The sequence below is a fragment of the Vibrio sp. V31_P5A7T61 genome (assembly GCF_009904895.1).
GTDB classification, from domain to species: domain Bacteria; phylum Pseudomonadota; class Gammaproteobacteria; order Enterobacterales; family Vibrionaceae; genus Vibrio; species Vibrio metschnikovii.
On sequence record NZ_WXWI01000012.1, the window covers coordinates 26,045 to 45,575 of the forward strand.

Annotated in this window: 18 protein-coding genes; 8 read left to right on the top strand and 10 right to left on the bottom strand. The window is 45.8% G+C overall.

Going from position 1 to position 19,531, the window contains the following annotated elements:
- Window positions 1-119: 119 nt before the first annotated feature.
- The 3 genes from CAG58_RS01200 to CAG58_RS01210 all read right to left on the bottom strand — a co-directional run bounded on the left by CAG58_RS01200 (window position 120) and on the right by CAG58_RS01210 (window position 3,554).
- Entirely contained in the window at window positions 120-356 is a 237-nt protein-coding gene (locus tag CAG58_RS01200) for a hypothetical protein (RefSeq protein WP_004396755.1), read from the bottom strand.
- Between the two features lie 127 nt (window positions 357-483).
- Complete coding sequence (locus tag CAG58_RS01205) at window positions 484-2,373, bottom strand: sigma 54-interacting transcriptional regulator (protein ID WP_161425095.1); 1,890 nt, start codon at window positions 2,371-2,373, stop codon at window positions 484-486.
- A 95-nt stretch (window positions 2,374-2,468) separates the two neighbouring features.
- Window positions 2,469-3,554, bottom strand: coding sequence for a glycerol dehydrogenase (locus tag CAG58_RS01210; protein ID WP_161425096.1), 1,086 nt, complete (start codon window positions 3,552-3,554; stop codon window positions 2,469-2,471).
- Window positions 3,555-3,888: 334 nt separating this feature from the next.
- On the opposite strand from CAG58_RS01210, the gene CAG58_RS01215 reads away from it, so the two are divergent.
- The 4 genes from CAG58_RS01215 to CAG58_RS01230 all read left to right on the top strand — a co-directional run bounded on the left by CAG58_RS01215 (window position 3,889) and on the right by CAG58_RS01230 (window position 8,380).
- The gene (locus CAG58_RS01215; protein ID WP_161425097.1) at window positions 3,889-4,887 is read left to right on the top strand and encodes a dihydroxyacetone kinase subunit DhaK; all 999 of its coding nucleotides are present in this window, start codon (window positions 3,889-3,891) and stop codon (window positions 4,885-4,887) included.
- A gap of 3 nt (window positions 4,888-4,890) precedes the next feature.
- Window positions 4,891-5,532 carry a dihydroxyacetone kinase subunit DhaL gene (dhaL, locus tag CAG58_RS01220; protein ID WP_154170766.1) on the top strand — a complete coding sequence of 214 codons (642 nt, stop codon included), beginning with the start codon at window positions 4,891-4,893 and terminating at the stop codon, window positions 5,530-5,532.
- Between the two features lie 373 nt (window positions 5,533-5,905).
- Window positions 5,906-7,561, top strand: coding sequence for a dihydroxyacetone kinase subunit DhaK (locus tag CAG58_RS01225; RefSeq protein WP_161429606.1), 1,656 nt, complete (start codon window positions 5,906-5,908; stop codon window positions 7,559-7,561).
- Between the two features lie 210 nt (window positions 7,562-7,771).
- Complete coding sequence (locus tag CAG58_RS01230) at window positions 7,772-8,380, top strand: 2OG-Fe(II) oxygenase (RefSeq protein ID WP_161425995.1); 609 nt, start codon at window positions 7,772-7,774, stop codon at window positions 8,378-8,380.
- Between the two features lie 104 nt (window positions 8,381-8,484).
- Here CAG58_RS01230 and speG read toward each other — a convergent pair whose 3' ends face one another.
- Window positions 8,485-9,012 (bottom strand): spermidine N1-acetyltransferase, encoded by a 528-nt coding sequence (gene speG, locus CAG58_RS01235; protein WP_004396722.1) that lies wholly within the window; start codon window positions 9,010-9,012, stop codon window positions 8,485-8,487.
- Window positions 9,013-9,111: 99 nt separating this feature from the next.
- Window positions 9,112-10,530 carry an aminotransferase-like domain-containing protein gene (locus CAG58_RS01240; RefSeq protein WP_161425994.1) on the bottom strand — a complete coding sequence of 473 codons (1,419 nt, stop codon included), beginning with the start codon at window positions 10,528-10,530 and terminating at the stop codon, window positions 9,112-9,114.
- Window positions 10,531-10,625: 95 nt separating this feature from the next.
- Here CAG58_RS01240 and CAG58_RS01245 point away from each other — a divergent pair, with 95 nt between their 5' ends.
- A complete protein-coding gene (locus CAG58_RS01245) occupies window positions 10,626-11,528 on the top strand; it encodes a DMT family transporter (protein WP_161425993.1) in 903 nt (300 codons plus the stop codon).
- 55 nt (window positions 11,529-11,583) lie between these two features.
- Here CAG58_RS01245 and malK read toward each other — a convergent pair whose 3' ends face one another.
- Entirely contained in the window at window positions 11,584-12,705 is a 1,122-nt protein-coding gene (gene malK, locus CAG58_RS01250) for a maltose/maltodextrin ABC transporter ATP-binding protein MalK (RefSeq protein WP_004396719.1), read from the bottom strand.
- A 713-nt stretch (window positions 12,706-13,418) separates the two neighbouring features.
- On the opposite strand from malK, the gene malE reads away from it, so the two are divergent.
- From malE to malG, 3 genes are all read left to right on the top strand, one after another.
- Window positions 13,419-14,600 (top strand): maltose/maltodextrin ABC transporter substrate-binding protein MalE, encoded by a 1,182-nt coding sequence (gene malE, locus CAG58_RS01255; protein WP_161426632.1) that lies wholly within the window; start codon window positions 13,419-13,421, stop codon window positions 14,598-14,600.
- Window positions 14,601-14,678: 78 nt separating this feature from the next.
- Window positions 14,679-16,256 (top strand): maltose ABC transporter permease MalF, encoded by a 1,578-nt coding sequence (gene malF, locus CAG58_RS01260; RefSeq protein ID WP_161426631.1) that lies wholly within the window; start codon window positions 14,679-14,681, stop codon window positions 16,254-16,256.
- An 11-nt stretch (window positions 16,257-16,267) separates the two neighbouring features.
- Window positions 16,268-17,158 (top strand): maltose ABC transporter permease MalG, encoded by an 891-nt coding sequence (malG, locus tag CAG58_RS01265; RefSeq protein ID WP_004396716.1) that lies wholly within the window; start codon window positions 16,268-16,270, stop codon window positions 17,156-17,158.
- Between the two features lie 298 nt (window positions 17,159-17,456).
- Here the strand turns inward: malG and CAG58_RS01270 are convergent, their stop codons facing one another.
- The 4 genes from CAG58_RS01270 to CAG58_RS01285 all read right to left on the bottom strand — a co-directional run bounded on the left by CAG58_RS01270 (window position 17,457) and on the right by CAG58_RS01285 (window position 19,453).
- A complete protein-coding gene (locus tag CAG58_RS01270; RefSeq protein ID WP_040905134.1) occupies window positions 17,457-17,708 on the bottom strand; it encodes a hypothetical protein in 252 nt (83 codons plus the stop codon).
- A gap of 374 nt (window positions 17,709-18,082) precedes the next feature.
- The gene (locus CAG58_RS01275) at window positions 18,083-18,334 is read right to left on the bottom strand and encodes a DUF2999 family protein (protein ID WP_072670739.1); all 252 of its coding nucleotides are present in this window, start codon (window positions 18,332-18,334) and stop codon (window positions 18,083-18,085) included.
- Between the two features lie 118 nt (window positions 18,335-18,452).
- A complete protein-coding gene (locus CAG58_RS01280; protein ID WP_040905130.1) occupies window positions 18,453-18,701 on the bottom strand; it encodes a DUF3297 family protein in 249 nt (82 codons plus the stop codon).
- 257 nt (window positions 18,702-18,958) lie between these two features.
- Window positions 18,959-19,453, bottom strand: a complete 495-nt coding sequence (locus tag CAG58_RS01285) for an acyl-CoA thioesterase (protein WP_004396713.1) — start codon at window positions 19,451-19,453, stop codon at window positions 18,959-18,961.
- Window positions 19,454-19,531 lie beyond the last annotated feature (78 nt).

A 19,531-nucleotide genomic window follows, 5' to 3' on the forward strand; every position in this document is an offset into this window, starting at 1 on the left:
TATCGCCTGGTTGATTAAGGAGTAGTGGCTTGTGCTTGAGCTCTATGACTAATGTGCTTTAACCACTCTGTTTTGGTTAAAGCACATCAGCTATATGTGGTTGCTCGTAAATAAATCCGTTAACAAGCGATCTGATTATCCAGCACTTCGAACTGACTTTTATCCCATTCGGTGAGATTATCGGTGACTTTGCCAATCAATGGCAGTAAACGTCCGGCGTCTCTTTCTTTAAAAGGGTGATTGGTGATCACCGCAAACCCTGCGATGCAGCATTTGCCCCCTTTGGCTTGAATGAATTGAGCAAGTGTTCGCACTGCTTCTTCGCTGTAAGATTCAATTTTATAGAGATGGCCCATAATGCTTTCCTCTAAACGTGGTATTCAGCATGATGACGAGTGAGCGCTGAGTTATTTTTATTAAGCATATTTGGTGCCAGTTTACATTGATTGGATAGGATTGATGTCAGGCCTATCTGATCGTTAGCTAAGAAGATTCAATAATCGCGGTTTCATCAATGTCGTATTTGCGGATCTTACGCCATAAGGTTGTCCGGCCAACGCCCAATGCTTTAGCGGTTTGTTGCAAATGACCCTGATGATGTTTTAACGCATGAATAATGGCATTTTTTTCCATTAATTCGAGGCTTTGAATGGGTTGCGCTTGGTCGGTGCGTTGACGAATTCTATCGGGTAGATCGCCAAGGCGGATAACGCGATGAGCTGAACTGAGCAGAACTTTGTCCATCACACTCAATAGCTCACTGCGATTACCGGGCCAGCTATAATCCAGCAGCCTTTGCAAAGCATCAGCGGCAAGCGTGTAGTTGGCTCGGTCGACAATATGCGAGATAAGGCTACGAGTATAATCGAGCGCTTCTCGCTGCGGAGGAATACACACCTCAATCCCTTGCATGGCGTAACACAATTGACGGCTAAACAACCCTGATTCGACTAACTTGTCTAAATCAGCACTGCTGGTGCTGATCACCCGCACATTAACCGGAATCACTTGCTGACTATGTAAACGAGTGAGAAACCCGGTTTTTAAAATCGCTAATAAGCTCGCTTGTAAGGTAGGCGGTAGATACTCGACATGTTCTACAATCAGTGTGCCATTGTAGGCCAATTCAAATTTCGATGGCTGACTTTGCTGATCATCACCCAATAGCGCTTGCGCCAATTGTTCGGGTTGTAAGGCCGCACAATCAATAATCATCAGTGGTGCGAGACGTTGTTGGCTTTTATGGTGAATGGCTAACGCGAGCGAGAGTTTACCGACGCCATCTTCGCCTTGCAGTAGTACTGGCACTGAGACTTTTGCCGCTTTTTCAATCCGCTGCTGACATGGGTGGCCTTCTAATAACCACAGGTTTTCGCCCGGTTGCCAATAGTCGCCGCCAATAAAGTGACGTTCATGAGGCTGGGTTAGTGGTTCGCTAGGATGAAACAGCGCCATGACTTCACCGCTACTGAGTGGTTTAAGTGAGAGGATCACTTTCAACAATTGATGCTGACAATCGACCATGACTTCGACTTTTTCCAGTTTGGTTCTCTCTGCTAAGGCTTGCTCAACCACGGGCGGAAAATGAAATAACGCTTCAATGTGTAGGCCAATATGACTTTCATTTAAGCCCAACCACTGCCGAGCACAGTGATTAATGTATTGCACGTATCCTGACGCTTGCCAAGTGACCACGCCTTGCTCTATTCCTTCTAACAGTACATCACGCTGGGTCAGTAGCGTATTGGCTTGAGTGAGGCGCTGCTCCGAGCTGAGTAGCGTTTCAATTTCCCGAGCGGCACTTTCGATTAATGCATCGATCATCATGGTGTGTTGTTGGGTTTCCCCAATTAACGTCAAGCTTGCCAGTAACTCGCCCATGGGATCGAAAATAGGCACCGCCGAGAAAAACCAAGGATGCAGTGCTTTACTCAGATGTTCGGCTCCGCTTGATAACTGCGCTTGATGAGTGACCAAACAGCGCTCGATGGCATGATTGCCGATCCGTTTATCTGTCCAATCTGCTCCGACGCATAAACCTAGGCTTGATAGCGCTTGGCTAATTGTTGCCGCCCCTTGCAGGTGTAAGGTGATCCCTTGTGCATTGGTTATGCAAAATAACCAGGCGGGTGCGCGTAGCTTTTCGGTAATCGCATCTAAGACTCGCTGAGTAAAACAGAGTAGATTTTGTTGTGACTGCAGAGTCTCATTCAGTGTTGAGCCTCTTAAGTTTTTGGGTGGTTGCCAAGCTTTCGCTTGGCAAAATTGGCTAGCTTGCTGCCACTGTTGATAGAGTTCGGTTTGCTGGCCTTTCGTAGGTAACCAGCCAGTATCGACAAAAATTTTCCATTGTTTATAGGTATCGGCAACCATAAATACATCTGCGGGTAGGGAGGCTGGGGATATCGTAACAAGAAGCTCACCAAAAAACGAATCCCCCAAAACAAGATGGGGGATAAAGAGTACCGTTAGGCGGTGGTTAAGGCATGGGTGGTGAGTATCGCCGCATAGACTTGGTCTGCACTCACTGGGAATGGCATGTTATGAATGGTCTCGCCTTCGGCGCAGGCCATTTCTGACACCGCCATGATTTGTGGTAGGTCGATGGTGGTCACGCCCATTTCATGCAAGTTGGTCGGTAAACCCACTTGACGGCAGAAAGCCAACACTTCGGCAAACTCTTCTTTAGGTGCATTCTCTAATACCAATTGAACTAAGGTACTAAACGCGACTTTTTCACCATGATAGAGGTGATGGCACTCTTCCAGTACGGTTAAACCGTTATGAATCGCGTGTGCGGCCGCCAGCCCGCAGCTCTCAAAGCCGATGCCACTTAAATAGGTATTGGCTTCAATGATGTTTTCCATCGCTGGAGTAACCAGACCTTGTTTCCCCGCCATCATCGCGCTGTAGCCATCTTCCATTAGCGTTTGATAACAGGTTTGAGCAATCGCAAAAGCGGCTTTAGTGGCGAGGCCTCCAGCCATGGTCGCCTTACCAGAAGCAATCGCTGCCCGCGATTCAAAGTAAGTGGCGAGCGCGTCGCCCATTCCTGCAACCAATAAACGTACCGGAGCTTTGGCAATAATTTCACTATCGACCAACACCATATTGGGATTAGCGGGGAAAAATAGGTATTCGCTGAATTCGCCTTGTTCGGTGTAGATCACCGCCAGTGAGCTAGTCGGTGCGTCGGTGGAGGCAAGGGTCGGGATGATCACCACCGGTAAACCTAAGTAGTAAGCGACACTTTTTGCGGTATCAAGCGTTTTGCCACCACCGATGCCCATAATCACTTGCGCCTGATCCTCTTTGGCGATCTGAACTAAGCGTTCAATTTCATTGCGGCTACATTGACCATGAAAAGGTGATAGGGTGAGATGCATGTCGAGGCCAGTAAACTGAGTGGCTAGGCTATCTTCAACCAGCGGTAGAACCATCGGGTCGGTGATCGCGAAAGCCCGTTGACCAAAGCCCGTAACATGACGAGCTACTTGATGAATAGCGCCTTTGCCTTGAATGTATTTGCTGGGTGAGATTAAGATTTTTTCCACGTTATTGATCCTTATTATTTGCATGAACCATTTTTATAATGAGCCTGACGGTGAGAAGAGATGCCGTGCTCGGTTGGCTCTAGTAGTAAGAGCTTTGACTTGACTTAGCAATCAATTTTGTTAACCCGATGACGAATCGAATCCTTGTTTCACATTTCATTGCTTTTCGCCGCCTCTCGTTAAACAAGGAAAGACACAGTTCACAAATTTAACTCGATTGGTTCATCATGAAACACTGGGGTAGCTCTGAGAGTTTCATAATGAAACCATTGGCTGATAAATTGCTTAATTTAGCGCTCGTGGTAGAGTTTTGGGCTAAAAATAGCCTGGAGCGATGTCTGTGTATAATGTGTTTGATGGCCACTTTTTGAGCTATTCTCCTTCCCCTGTTGCGGTGATTAGCGGTGGTGGTCAAGGCCACGAGCCTCTGCACAGTGAATTTGTTGGTCGAGGGATGCTGGCCGCTGCATGCATTGGTGAGCACTTTACTGCGCCATCGGCACTGCAAATTACCGACCATGTGAACGCGCATTTTTCATCGTCAGTACCGATTTTGTTTTTAGTGAAAAATCACACCGGTGATGTGCTGAATTTTCAAATGGCTACCGAGTGGTTAACCGAGCAAGGTTATTGGGTCGATTTTTGTCTGGTTGATGATGATTGTGCCCCTTTGCCAGACCACTGCTCGATGGGGGGCAAAGGACTGGCGGGGATTGTCTTACTACAAAAACTGCTGGGTGCTTACAGTTTACAATTGGCCGGTTCGGGATTGCCTGGTCAACAACAACTCAGCGTTTTGGTGGAGCAAGCGCGGCAATGGACAGCACAGTGTCATACCATCAGCGTAGGTTTTGTAGGGGCTCAAGCTCCCGAGCCAGATCAAGTGCTTGAACAGATCAAAGTCGGGGTGGGTCTGCACAATGAACAAGGGATTATGCAGTTAACCTCAGGGACATTTTCCGAGGTGTTGCAACATTTGCAGCAGCAGCTAGCGAATGCGCCACTACGACCTCGATTACAAATCCAGTGGTCGAGTGCAACCCATGATTGGCAGCAGCAATTTATCATTGCACCCTTGGTGGCTCATCCACGGTATTTATTGTTAGTGAATGGTTTGAGTGGGCAAAATCAGCAGCAGTTGGGCCACCTCTGCCAATGGGTCAGTCAGCAATTAGCCCAGTGTGAGATGACCATCGTTGACTCGATTGCGCAAGCGGTATGCCGTGGCGCGCATCCTAATGCTTTTTCCGTTACTTTATTCGCCCTTGATGATCGGGCTTTATCTTGCTGGCAAGCTCCAGTGGATACTGCCTATTGGCAATGGGGGAAATAAACCATGCTTAGCCAAGCGATGGTCTATCACTGGTTACAGTTGCTCAGCCAAAATTTACTCCAACACAGTGAATACCTTAATCAGTTGGATGCCGAAATTGGTGATGCCGATCATGGTGTGAATATTCAACGTGGCTGTACGTTACTGGTCAGCAAATTACCGAGTTTAGCGGACATGAGTATTGCCCATTTATTGCAAAATTTAGGGTTTGTATTTCTTTCCGGCGTTGGAGGAGCGAGTGGGCCTTTGTATTACACCTTGTTTCAGCGCGCGGCGCACAGCGTGGAAGGTAAAACGGCGCTCAGTGTCGATGATCTCTATCGAGCATTATTGAATGGCCAGCAAGGGATAAAAACGCGCGGCTATGTACAGTACCAAGATAAAACCTTATATGACATTTGGTATGTCGCGACACAAACCTTAGAGCGCTGTGTGGTTAATCAACAGACCATGGCGCAAAGCCTAATTGAATTGGAGGATGCTTGCCAACAAGCGGCTCGTGATTCGATTGCTCTGCCCGCTAAGCGCGGTAGAGCGGCCTACTTAGGTGAGCAAAGCTGTGGGTATTTGGACCCTGGGATTGAATCAAGCCGAGTGATGATCGCCAGTTTACATCAAGCATTTGCACATCTCTCAACTGCGTAGTTTGGTTTCTTCCCCCTTCTTCTCTTGATCTTGTATTTGAATAAAGCAGCACCAGTATCGGCTGCTTTACCTTTCTATTGATACTCCCCACAGTAACGCAGCGATTGGTGCGACTTTTCTCGTTATCGTGAAAGCGACAAAGCCCAGTCTTTCTGGTGATTCATCAACGTTTAAGGGCAATTCTCTGGTTCTTTTCACGACATATTGTCTAAGCTCACAATCTAATTCGAGGGACGCTTAGCGGCGTTTCATTATGAACCAATCGTCGAATCAATGACGTTTCATTCTGCAACGTGAGATTTTTTTTGCTGATCCCTGTTCTCATACGCACAATCAAGGCTGTTGATTTACTTTCAATCCAAGGAATAACGTGATGACTCAATTTTTTATTAATAATAAAGAGCAATTAGTAAATGAAGCGATTGAAGGGGCCGTGTTAACCAGCCCTTGGCAAAACCTAGAGCAACTCGATATCGACCCGCACATTCGCATCGTGGTTCGCCGTGATTGGGATAAAAGCAAAGTAGCGATTATTTCTGGCGGTGGTTCAGGCCATGAACCGGCTCACGTTGGCTTTGTGGGTAAGAATATGCTGACTGCTGCGGTGTGTGGCGATGTGTTTGCTTCGCCCAGTGTTGATGCGGTGTTCAATGCCATTGTTCAAGTCACCGGTGAAGCGGGCTGTTTGTTGATTGTTAAAAACTACACCGGCGACCGGTTAAACTTTGGTTTAGCGGCAGAAAAAGCCAAGCGTCTCGGTTATCAAGTTGAAATGGTGATGGTCAGTGACGACATTGCCTTGCCCGATAATAAGCAGCCTCGTGGTGTGGCGGGTACTTTATTTGTGCATAAAGTCGCGGGCTATGCGGCGGAGCAAGGTCAATCGCTGGTGATGGTTGCCGAAGCGGCGCAAGTGGCGATTCAACGCACCGCCAGTATTGGCGTGGCACTCTCCAGTTGCCATTTGCCGGGTGAAACGCACAGCGAGCGAGTCGCTCCCGGTCATGCTGAGCTAGGGTTAGGCATTCACGGTGAGCCTGGCGTTTCGGTTGTAGCGACTCAAAATAGCCGCGATATTCTGGCCATCATGATTGAAAAGCTGCTGAGCGCTTATACGTTAACGGCTGATGATAAAGTCGCGGTGCTACTCAATAACTTGGGTGGCGTATCCAATCTTGAAATGAGTTTGTTAACGCGCGATCTGTGTCATTCTTCTCTTGCGCCCTCAATCCAATACTTAGTGGGTCCAGCGCCCTTGATGACGGCGTTGGATATGAAAGGCTTCTCTCTCTCGTTATTGCATTTGAACCCGCAACTGGAAACGGCATTACTGGCCCCAACCGAAGTCAGCAGTTGGCCAACGCCATTAGCGGTCAATGATGTGGCGCGCCGTGTAGTCGAAAAGCAAGCCGATCAACTGCACTATCAAGCCTCCGAGCATGCTGAGCATCAAATGATTGTTAACTGTATTTGCCAGACCTTGATTGCTAATGAAAGTGAGCTTAACCGTCTCGATAGCCTCGTTGGCGATGGCGATACCGGTTCTACCTTTGCTGCTGGAGCTCGACAAATCTATCGTGAGAGTCAAGTTAATCAATTGCCATTCGCGCAAGTCGATAAGTTATTAGGCGTGGTGGGTGAGCGTCTTGCGACCGTGATGGGCGGTTCAAGTGGCGTGTTACTGTCAATTTTCTTTACCGCGGCGGGTCAGCAGATGAGTGAAGGGCAACCACTGGCGAGCGCATTAGTGGCAGGACTAAATAAAATGAAACAGTACGGCGGTGCTGAGTTGGGTGACAGAACGATGATCGATGCGCTGCAGCCTGCACTGGAAGCGTTAGTGGCTGGGCAAAGCCTAACCGAAGCGGCAAGCGCCGCCGAGCAAGGCAGTGCTTCCACCGCGTTAATGAACAAAGCCAATGCTGGGCGCTCGTCTTATTTAGCCAGTGACAGTTTAAGCGGTGTTAAAGACCCCGGTGCGGTTGCGGTCGAAAGCGTCTTTGCCGAGTTGGCCAAACTGAATCGCTAAGCTTTAGCGCTTAACGATTTTTTATCTTAGCCACCGGTTTTCCGGTGGTTTTTTTATTATCGAAGCAACTCAATATTCCTCGCATCCTCTTGTGTTACGCCTATTATTGACAACGATAACGATTATTATCCTTATGGATTAACATCGTGATTTGTACGGCTAACCGAGTCTGGTTATAACCCATGGTTCGTTAACCAAGTAGTGAACATCATGGGATTAGAGAAGTTGCTGGACGCGATAGCCGAGCAAGGCTGGTATGTGTGGGATGATTTTTTGACTCCCGATCAAGTCAGCCGTTTACGATCTTGCGCCCCAGAAAGTTGGCAGCGAGCGCGTATCGGCCGGCAAGAGGAAGCCCAGCTTATAAGCCAGATCCGCAGTGATAAGATTCAATGGCTGAGAGAATCGATGGGGCAGCCAATACAAGATTATTTGGAGCGGATGGAGCAGATTCGCCAGCAAGTGAATCAAGACTTCTTTCTAGGGTTATTTGAATACGAAGCGCATTTTGCGAAATACGAAGCCGGTGATTTCTATAAAAAACATCTCGATGCATTTCGAGGCAATGAAAATCGTAAGCTAACCACCGTATTTTACATGAACCCCAATTGGTGCGCCGCCGATGGCGGAGAGCTAAAACTTTATGATTTGAACGATCAGCTGATTGAGACGATTGCGCCTATCTCAGGTCGTTTAATCGTCTTCTTATCGGAAAAATTTCCTCATGAAGTGCTGCCGACTCAAGCGGAACGGTTCAGTATCGCGGGTTGGTTTCGAACTAACGGGGTAACCGAAAACCGCTTGGATATTGCTCGTTAGCAATAAGCACGAAGCGACGGATGCGCTTCGTGCAATGATTACCTAAGTCTATCTACGCTCATCAAGAGTCATACTGTGGTGCAAGGTAAGTACAGGTTGGACGTTTATTCTGGATAGGTTTTTTTTAAATAGTCACTTTGCAGGATGTACATCCGTTTGACGTCTCGGTAACGACCATTAATGAAAAACTCTTGTACTAAATGCCCTTCTTCAATAAAACCACATTTTTCATACAAATGGATTGCTTTATCGTTTTCAATCGATACATGCAGATAAATTTTGTGTAAATTGAGAATGGTGAAAGAGTAATCCAGCGCACGATGAATTAAGGTGCGGGCAAACCCTTTACCTTGATGCTCTGGGGTAATGATGATTTGAAATTCAGCACTGCGGTGGATGTAGTTAATTTCGATGAGCTCGACTAAGCCAATCAGATCTTTTTGCTGATTCTCAACCACGAAACGCCGTTCGGCGTTGTCATGAATGTGTTTGTTGTACAACTCTTCCAGTTCATCAAACGATTCATACGGCTCTTCAAACCAGTAAGACATAATGTTGCGGTTATTATTCAAATTATGAATAAAGCGCAAGTCGCCGCGCTCTAAAGCTCTAAGAGATAGCTGGTGTTTCATGGATAATCCTTATGATTCTTTTATTGTATTTAACTGTACATCATAGTGGTTAATGGGGTCGGATCTCTGCAAACTAAGATGATTTGCTTCGGTTTATCTTTATTTTAGTTGAGCCGTGATCATCTGTGCGAGAAGATTTAAGCTGGGTTGCCATTTTTTTTCATCATTCAAATTTGCCACGCTAAAGCGAATACAGTGAGTGAATTGATGTTGGGTCGCAAATAGATGCCCTGGCAAGAAGCTGATTTTTTTTGGTAGACATTGTTGGTAGAGTTCGTAAGTATCGATATGAGACGGTAGTGTTAGCCAGTTTAAAAAGGAACCTTCTGGATGACTGAGGTGGTATTGTCCCTGTAATCCTTGTTGGCCATTGAATGCTTGGTTCAACATGGTGGTAAACTTTTGCTGGCGATATTGATATAGGCGGCGCATTTTAGCAAGATGAGTTTTGTATTGGCCTGAAGAGAGAAACTCAGCCACTGCTGATTGTATTAAATTTAGGCTGCCCATGTTCTCACTGAGTAAAATCTTATCTATTTTTTCCATGTATTGTCCAGCAATTATCCAGCCAATTCGAAGTCGAGAATCTAACGTTTTAGACAGCGAATTAATATAAATAACTCTATCGTGGTTATCCAAGCTTTTTAAGCTGGGGATTGGGTCGTTAAATCCTAAATAACCAAAGACATCATCTTCAATGATTGGCAGTGAGGATGTTTTTTCTAGCAGTATTTTACGGTGTAGCAGTGGCATCAATGCCCCTGTTGGATTAGTAAAATTAGGCGTAAGCAATAACGCTTTGATTGGCCAGCGCTGTAAAGCATCAACCAGTGCATCTAGATCAATCCCAGTTATTGTGTGGCTGGGTATTTCCACCACTCTTAACCCTAAAGACTCGATTAACAATAAGGTACCAAAATAACAAGGCGACTCGACGGCCACGATGTCTCCCACTTGAGTGAGCGCTCGAAAAGCTAAGCTGATGGCTTGTTGTGCTCCATGAGTAATGGCAATGTCTCGACTCTGGGCAAAGATACCGCTCTCTTGCGAAAGTTTTGCTAGCTGTTTTACGAGTTGGTTATTCCCCGGTGGCAGTTGATAGTGACTGGGAATATGCGTTTGTTTACGACTGTGACGTCCGATATGTGCATACAAACTACGAATGGCACTAGAGTCGATATTCGGGTGTGCGGAACCTGCTGACATCTCATAGTGTTTGATTGGATTGGCCAGAATGTCTTTCGACATTGACAACAAATCGACTTGGCGAGGTGTTTGCTCACGGATTTCTAACGATGACGGTGGTGGCGAAACACAGTAACCACTTCTTGGCTGAGCGTACACCCATCCTTGAGCTTCTAACACTTGATAGGCTCGAATGACGGTATTTTTGCTCACCGATAGGGCAAGGGCTAATTCACGAATGGATGGTAGTTTTTCGTGTGAATTAAACAAACGTTGCTCAATGGCATGGCGTAAATACGCTTCAACTTGTTTATATTTGCAAATTTTGACCATTCTGTACCCGTTGAAATAATGGAAACTGTGCCTTTTTGTTTTTCTGTACCCAATTAAAGTAGCGTAATTGTTATCCTCATGGCGAGAGATTTTCTATGTTCATTAAAATGATCCCTTTTCTGTTTGTCATATTATGGTCTTCAGGCTTCGTGGGTGCTCGTTATGGGCTGACTTATGCTGAACCTATGACATTGCTCAGCTTGCGTATGCTGTTAACGGTACTTTTATTCGGAGGTTTGTTGGCTCTTTTTAAACGGCAATCTATCCCAAAAGGGAAAGCACTATGGCATGCAAGTGTTGCTGGTTTACTGATTCATGGGTTGTATTTGGGCGGAACTTATCAGGCGATTTATTGGGGGATGCCGGCAGGGTTAACCTCATTGTTAGTCGGCACTCAACCTGTGATTACCGTTTTGCTGTTGGTTATCATGACGCCACAACGTTTTACTGTTAGTCAATGGATTGGGCTGGGGATAGGATTTGTCGGTATCAGCTTGGTTTTGCTTGGTAACCTTGAGTGGCAATCAGAAGAGAAGCAATGGGCAGCAGTAGGAATGTGTCTTCTCTCTTTGTTTGGCATCACCGTTGGCACTTTGTACCAGAAAAGATTTTGTCAACAGAGTGATCTATTGGGGGGAACCTTGGTGCAATACATGGCGGCTTCCATACTATTTATTCCTCTTGCGCTTAAGGTTGAAAGTATGAGTATTCAATGGACGACGACGTTTGTGTTGACCATGGTTTGGTTAGTCGTTGTTTTATCATGTGTTGCCGTTTTACTTTTGCTGTACATGGTCGAGCATGGTGCTTCATCCAATGTGGCCTCTATTTTTTATTTGGTTCCGCCGACGACGGCGATTCAGGCATGGTTTGCGTTTGATGAATCATTGGATGGATTGGGGATATTAGGTTTTATATTAACCGCGTTAGCGGTGTACTTTGTCGTCAAAAAGCCGAAGCTATGGGGACGAAAGCGAGGCTTAATATTGGAAAATTAAGTTATTTTGCATGCGGCAGACAACGGTTTCAGACCGTTGTCTGCAAGGACGAGACTTAACGCTCAATCACGACGCCTTTTTCTTGATGTAAGCGTTGACATGCACGGCCATCACTGTGGAATAAATGGCAGCGATGAGCGGGCAGGCCAATGGTGAGCGTATCCCCGACTTCGATATCGAGCGTGTCTGGCTGGCGGTAGATGATGTCAGAGTCTGAGCCTTTCACATTCATATACACTTGGGTTTCATTGCCGAGTTTTTCAACAATCATCACTTTGCCATCGATGGGCGCATCGCCATCTTCTGGTAAGAGTAAGTGCTCAGGACGTACACCGAGTGACATACGAGCACCGGCGGTGACGGTGGTACCATCAACAGGGATCCAGAAAGAGAAACCGTTAGACAGTTTGACTTTTACGCGCTCTTTCTCTGCTTCTTCAATCGTGACACTCATAAAGTTCATTTTTGGCGAGCCAATGAATCCAGCGACAAAGCGGTTTTTCGGGTAGTGATAGAGCTCAAGCGGTTTACCGACTTGCGAAACAAAACCAGCATCGAGAACGACGATTTTATCGGCCATGGTCATCGCTTCGACCTGGTCATGGGTTACGTAGATCATCGTGCAACCGAGTTTGCGCTGTAGCTTGGTAATTTCAGAGCGCATTTGTACACGCAACGCTGCATCTAGGTTAGACAGTGGTTCATCGAGTAAGAACACATCGGGTTGAGAAACTAGGGTCCGCCCAATCGCGACCCGTTGACGTTGACCGCCAGACAGTGCTTTAGGTTGACGGTCTAATAGATGGCTTAGTTGCAGGATATCAGCCACTTTTTCTACTCGTTGGCTAATGTCCGCTTTACTGGCTTTGGCTAGTTTGAGGCCAAACGACATGTTGTCGTATAAATTGAGATGCGGATAAAGGGCATACGATTGAAATACCATGCCGACACCACGTTTTGACGGTTCGACATCGTTCATACGTTGATCGCCGATATAAAGGTCACCAGAGGTGATCTCCTCAAGGCCAGCAATACAGCGTAATAAGGTGGATTTGCCACAACCTGATGGACCTACGAAAACGACAAATTCGCCTTCTGGGATTTCTAAATCAACATTTTTAGAAATCAATACATCACCATAAGCTTTACATACATTTTTTAACGTGACACTCGCCATGTAGCTCGTCCTCGATCAAGATTTTTTAATGATTACTGCCTATCATTATATGAATTATCTTGCAGGCAATAACAGTAGGAATACATTAAGGTGAATCATTTTTCATGGTGAATGCCGATGATTCTGCAGCGATGCTGCGTTACCTCTCATTTCATTAGTAAGAAAAGAAAGGGTGATGCCTACAACGTCATTGACTTGTAGAAAACATCACCCATCAAAGCCAAGAATCAGTTTGCTTCCCCCGCCATGCTCGAACGTCTCCCCCGTACAATAATTACCACGAACGCTCAAGTGATGACAGCAAACCCATTCGGCAATGCAAGCCAGCACTGCAATAGATACTGGAAAGGGTTCTTACCATCCACTCTTGGATGTGCTTAGTTTCCTTGATGATGTGGTTGCTCACATCCTCCCGTTGCTTTTTTTTATAGGGGGAGTAGCCAAGGATGAGGCGGAGGAGGGGATAAAACCATCATATAGATCCAGTTCAAATTATTGATTGTCATGAAGTTGAACTTCATCACAGTCAACGCTTTTTTTGTGACTATGATCGCTAACCTGTGACGATGTAGATCACGAAACTAGGCCATAATGGCTAGGGCGTAGGGAGTAGGAGGATGAGTCACTCCCGTTTTTTGCTGATGATAGATGGCGAAATACGGCAAAACCTCAATCGGTGTTCGCCCTACAACACAAATAACAAGGATATGAAGATGAAAAATGCCCTAAGTACTGTCGCGCTAAGCACTTTGGTTGCGCTTGGCTCATTTGGTGCAAATGCTGCTATTCAAGAAGGACAACTCACAATCTGGATCAACGGTGATAAAGGTTATAACGGCCTAGCTGAAGTTGGTAAGAAATTTGAAGCCGACACGGGGATTAAAGTTACCGTTGCTCACCCTGATGGTTTGCAAGACCGTTTCCCGCAAACGGCAGCAACGGGTGATGGTCCTGATATTGTGTTTTGGGCGCATGACCGATTTGGTGGCTATGCCGAAGCGGGTTTATTAGCAGAAATCAAACCTTCACAACGCATTAAAGACGGTATTGTTGATTTTGCATGGGATGCCGTTCGCTATGATGGCAAACTGATTGGTTACCCCATTGCGGTTGAATCTCTCTCGCTGATTTATAACAAAGATTTAGTTCCTAACCCGCCAAAAAGCTGGGAAGAAGTGGCTGAGCTTGATGCAAAACTCAAGAAGCAAGGCAAATCTGCGATTATGTGGAACTTAAAAGAACCTTACTTCACTTGGCCACTGATGGCTGCTGATGGTGGCTATGCCTTTAAATACACTGGCGGCGGTTACGATATTAAAGACGCTGGTATTGCCAATAAAGGCGTTAAAGATGCGATGAACTTTGTAAAAGGTTTGGTCGATAAAGGTGTCATCTCTGCCGATATGGATTATTCGGTGTCGGAAGCAGCCTTTAACCAAGGTAATACCGCGATGACCATTAATGGTCCTTGGTCTTGGAATAACATTGAGCGTTCAGGCATCAATTATGGTGTGACCACGCTACCAAGATTTAATGGTCAAGCCTCAAAACCATTTGTTGGCGTATTAACCGCTGGGATCAGCACCGCTTCACCTAACCGTGATCTTGCCGTGGAGTTTTTGGAAAACTACCTGCTGACCAACGAAGGTTTACGTATGGTGGATAACGATAAACCATTGGGTGCTGTTGCGTTGAACTCTTTCCAAAGTGAACTCGATTCTGATGCTCGTATCGCAGCAACGATGGATAACGCACTGAACGGTGAAGTGATGCCAAACATCCCACAGATGAACGCTTTCTGGGGAGCGGCGAAGAGCGCTATCATCAATATCGTTGATGGACGTCAAACCGTTGATGCCGCTTTGGCGGATGCAGAAAGACAAATGACGCGATAATTTTATTCGATAGTACTTTTGAGGAGAGGGTAACCTCTCCTTATTTTCTCAGTTTTCATTTCGCTAGCAGGTTGTTATATGCAGTCAATTCAAGGTACAGAGGCGATATCAGTTTCAGCCAAAATACGATCAATCAGCAAAGGCTCAATCCTTAAATGGGCCGTTTTAAGCGCAGTAGGTATCGTGAATGGCTATACAACGATTTTAATGTATTCTCGCGGTGAGCTGGCATTCGCTATGCTTACTCTGGTTCTTACTGTTTTAGCTTTGTATATTTTTGGTAGTAAGAAGACCTACGCTCATCGTTATATTTATCCAGGGGTAGCAGGGATGATCCTGTTTATCCTTTTTCCTCTTGCTTATACCGTCAATTTAGCATTTACCAACTACAGCGCTAAAAATCAGCTCTCCTTTGAGCGAGCGCAGACGGTGTTATTAAATCGTACTTATCAAAGTGGCGATAGCTATCCTTTTACACTGCACAAGGCGGATGATGGCTATCGTATCGCTGTGCAAGACGGTGATGAGTGGTATATCACTGAAAGTTTCCCTCTGACAGGTTCTGTCCCTGCTGATTTGTATCTTGCTCCGCTTGATAGTCCACTGGGTGAGCCAGAACCGGTACGCACCATTGTTGGCTATCGCAGTACCTTATCGGGGATTGATTTGCACTTCCCATCAGGCATTGATATTCGGATGAGTGGCTTACGCCAATTTGCCGGTGTAGTCCCTCTTTACACGGTGCAAGAAGATGGTAAGACGCTATTCAATAATCGAACCGGTGAATGGTTACGTCCGAACATGGAGGTCGGTTTTTATCAGGTGATAGACGAACAAGGTGAGTTTGTCGGTCCGACAGTGTCTCCCGGATTTGTGGTTTCAATTGGTACGCATAACTTTGAGCGAGTATGGAAAGATGATGGTATTAAAGAACCCTTCATCAGCATCTTTATCTGGACGATTGTCTTCTCGGTTTTATCCGTCGCTTTTACCTTGGTGATTGGTTTGATATTGGCGAGCTTGGTACAGTGGGAGTCGTTAAAAGGTCGTGCGGTGTATCGGGTGCTGTTAATCTTGCCTTATGCTGTCCCTGCGTTTATTTCTATCCTGATTTTTAAAGGGTTATTTAACCAAAGTTTTGGTGAAATAAACATGATGCTACAAGCCATTTTTGGCATAAGCCCAGCTTGGTTCTCGGATCCTTTCTTGGCGAAAACCATGGTGTTGATTGTTAACACTTGGTTGGGTTTCCCTTACATGATGATTTTATGTATGGGTCTACTAAAAGCGATTCCCGATGATCTTTATGAAGCTTCGGCGATTGATGGCGCAAACTTCATACACAATTTTACTCGCATTACTTTGCCTTTGATGATTAAGCCATTAACCCCATTACTGATCGCGAGCTTTGCTTTCAACTTTAATAACTTTGTGATGATTCAGTTATTAACTCAGGGTGGCCCTAACATGATTGGCACATCGGAACCTGCTGGTTATACCGATCTGCTGGTGAGCTATACCTATCGTATCGCGTTTGAAGGTGCGGGCGGTCAAGACTTTGGTCTGGCTAGTGCGATTGCGACCTTAATCTTCTTGTTAGTGGGAGCGTTAGCGCTGTTCAACTTACGTTTTGCCAAAGTATCAGAAACTAAATAGGAGCGAAGAATATGGCTATGGTTCAAGGAAAGTCGCTCAAATATCGAGTTTGGGCCTCACACATCGCGTTATGGGCATTTTTATCACTGATTATTTTCCCATTATTGATGGTTATTGCTATCTCATTTCGTGAAGGTAACTTTGCGACGGGCAGCCTTATCCCCGATCGGCCGTCACTTGAGCACTGGAAATTGGCATTAGGTATGACGGTTACGCACGCCGACGGCACGGTGATCCCGCCGCCTTTCCCAGTGCTGACTTGGTTGTGGAACTCGGTTAAAGTTGGGGTAATCAGCTCGGTGTTTATTGTGGCTCTGTCGACAACATCGGCTTATGCGTTTGCACGGATGCGTTTTAAGGGCAAAGAAACCATCTTAAAAGCGATGATGATTTTTCAAATGTTTCCTGCGGTATTGGCTTTGGTCGCCATTTACGCGTTGTTTGATAAATTAGGTCAATACATCCCTTTCTTAGGGCTTAACACGCATGGTGGTTTAATCTTTGCTTATTTAGGCGGTATTGCATTGCATGTTTGGACGATTAAAGGTTACTTTGAAAGTATCGATAGTTCGTTAGAAGAGGCCGCGGCCCTTGATGGTGCCACACCTTGGCAAGCGTTTAGATTGGTTTTACTGCCATTGTCGGTGCCAATTTTAGCCGTGGTGTTTATTTTATCTTTCATCATGGTGGTCGGTGAAGTTCCGATAGCATCTTTATTACTATCTGATGTAAACTCTTATACGTTGGCTGTTGGAATGCAACAATACCTTTATCCGCAAAACTATTTGTGGGGTAATTTCGCTGCGGCGGCGGTATTGTCAGCATTACCTATTACTGCGGTCTTTTTAATTGCACAGCGCTGGCTCGTTGGAGGCCTAACCGCTGGCGGTGTGAAAGGATAACAATAATAAGGGCGACCATCAGGTCGCCCATTTTGTATCGACTCAACACTTTTGGTTTGGCCGCCGATCAGTTGAGTTCGATATGAGTTCTGGCGTTACGCATAGCTGGCTGTTAGCTCTATTCCTTACTAGCTTCATGACTAACAGTTTTTGTAACCGAAACCTGAGTTTAACTCAGGTTTTTTTATGCCTGACGTTTGCCGAGTTCGCTACGGTTGAAGATGATAAACAATAAGCAGAGAACAAACAGCAGAATGCCATTTGGATGCGAGGCAGATCGAAGATTTTGTATCGCGGGTTACAGCTCTCGAGTCGAGGGAGCGCAGCTCATGTACTGCAAAAGGACATATAAGCTTTCTTGCTTTAGAGCCACCTTTCGAAACAGATCGGCAAAGGTGTCATCGCCGCCAAAGCAGGCTTTGATGTAATGGTTAATCTCATCGGCAGAGTAGCCTTCGACATATAACGAACGAACCCATTGATACTCAACGGCTTTTGCATCGAGTAGGGTCGATTCACTGAGCGTAATTTTATCGAGTGTTAAGGACATGGTTTTTCTCGTTGTTATTATTTAACCTCAATCGGGGATAAGAGTATGTTCATCCCACGGGGTAGAACACGGACTTTGCCCAGTTTGGCCGCTTTATGATTGCATGAGATTGGCGTCAGTTGTGCGGGTATTATCGGTGCTACAGACCAATTAAAGCAAAGCGAGATGACGTTTCAATGACAGGAGATGTTGTTATCCCCTTCGTACTTGAAGCTGTAGCGGTGTTGGCTGGGGTCGTTCACCCCAATCGCATCGTTTGTCTATGCTCATGGGGATTGACTCACTTGCCGCTTACCTGCAACTCCAAGTTTTTGGGTATAGAGAGGCAATAGGACTTTGCTTTGAGGGTGAACGAGAAAAAGACGATGAAGCGCTTAGCTACGAAGCTTGGTTTGTGCTTCTTCGACTTTTGAAAAATCTAAGCCAAGCTCTTCGACGGCTTGTTTAATTAACGCTGGATTTTGCATTACTTGAGCGAGCAACAGTTGCAATTTATCTTGAGGTAAGCCCAGTTGGCTAATGGTGGCCATTGCTGCGAGTGGATTTTGTGTCAGTGCTTGAAACACGTCATTGATTTGTTGGTCGCTGATCGCGTGCTCTTTTAAGAGGGCTATAATTGGATTCATAAGATTACCTTTATTTTCTTCTCTTCTCTGGTTTATCCATGCATATCAGGCCCATTGATCCCGATTCGAATTCATCGGGATCAATGTTGCCTTTCTTAACGCATAAATAGCGGGAGTATTATACGTAATACGCTTCTACTGTACCTTTGAGTTGAATCAGCATTGGATTACCGTAACGATCTTTCGCTTTAGGAGAAGGAATTTTAATCCAGCCTTCACTGATACAGTATTCTTCTACATCACCGCGTTCTTTGCCGTTAAAGCGAATGCCAATCGCATGATCAAAGCATTCTGCGACAAAGAAAGGGCTACGAGAATTACTGGCTAGACGATCGGGTAAGGCTGGTTTTGCGGTTGTGTCATTCATCATATGTGACCTGAAGTTACGAAAAAGTGCGCTATTGTAGACAGTGCGAGCGGAGTGTTCAAGCCACGTTTATCTCCCCTCTATTTGCAGCTGCCGCGGTGCGTAATGATCGATAACTCGGCAGCATTCCTCCGTCCCAATCAGATGATTATCGATGCTGATAGATGAATGCCCACCATCTACCTACAACACTAAGGTGCTTGGGCATACGACAACGCATAAAGTATTAGCTATCTTTTTTACCATTAGAGTCAAGCTTAGGTTTTGGGTTTTAGGTATTTGACGTGAGCTTCCATCTCTTCGCCAATTTCGGTACGCATGTTCATTAAACGTATTGCCGACTCACGTAAAGCGATGTCTTCAGCTGAGGTGGGCTGCCATTCTGGTACTGGGGTTGGTTTACCTTGTTCGTCGACGGCGACCATAATCACAATGCAATGTGTTGTGAGGCGATTGTTTAGTGCGGTCGGCTCGCTGGCTTGCACATCGATCGCGACATGCATAGAGGTTTTGCCTGTGTAGATGACTTTAGCGTTGACTTCGACCAAGTTGCCCACATGGATTGGGGCAACAAAACGAATGCCACCGGCATAAGCGGTAATACAATATTTACCACTCCAGCCAGCAGCGCACGCATAAGCGGCAAGGTCGATCCATTTCATGACCGCGCCTCCGTGAACTTTACCGCCAAAGTTAACATCGCCAGGTTCTGCTAAAAAGCGTAGGGTTATCTCTCGTTTGCCAAAACTCATGTATACATTCCTTAATGTGACTATCGCTATCTCGATAAGATTACTATAGATCAAGCAAAGCGTATCTTAACGTCATTT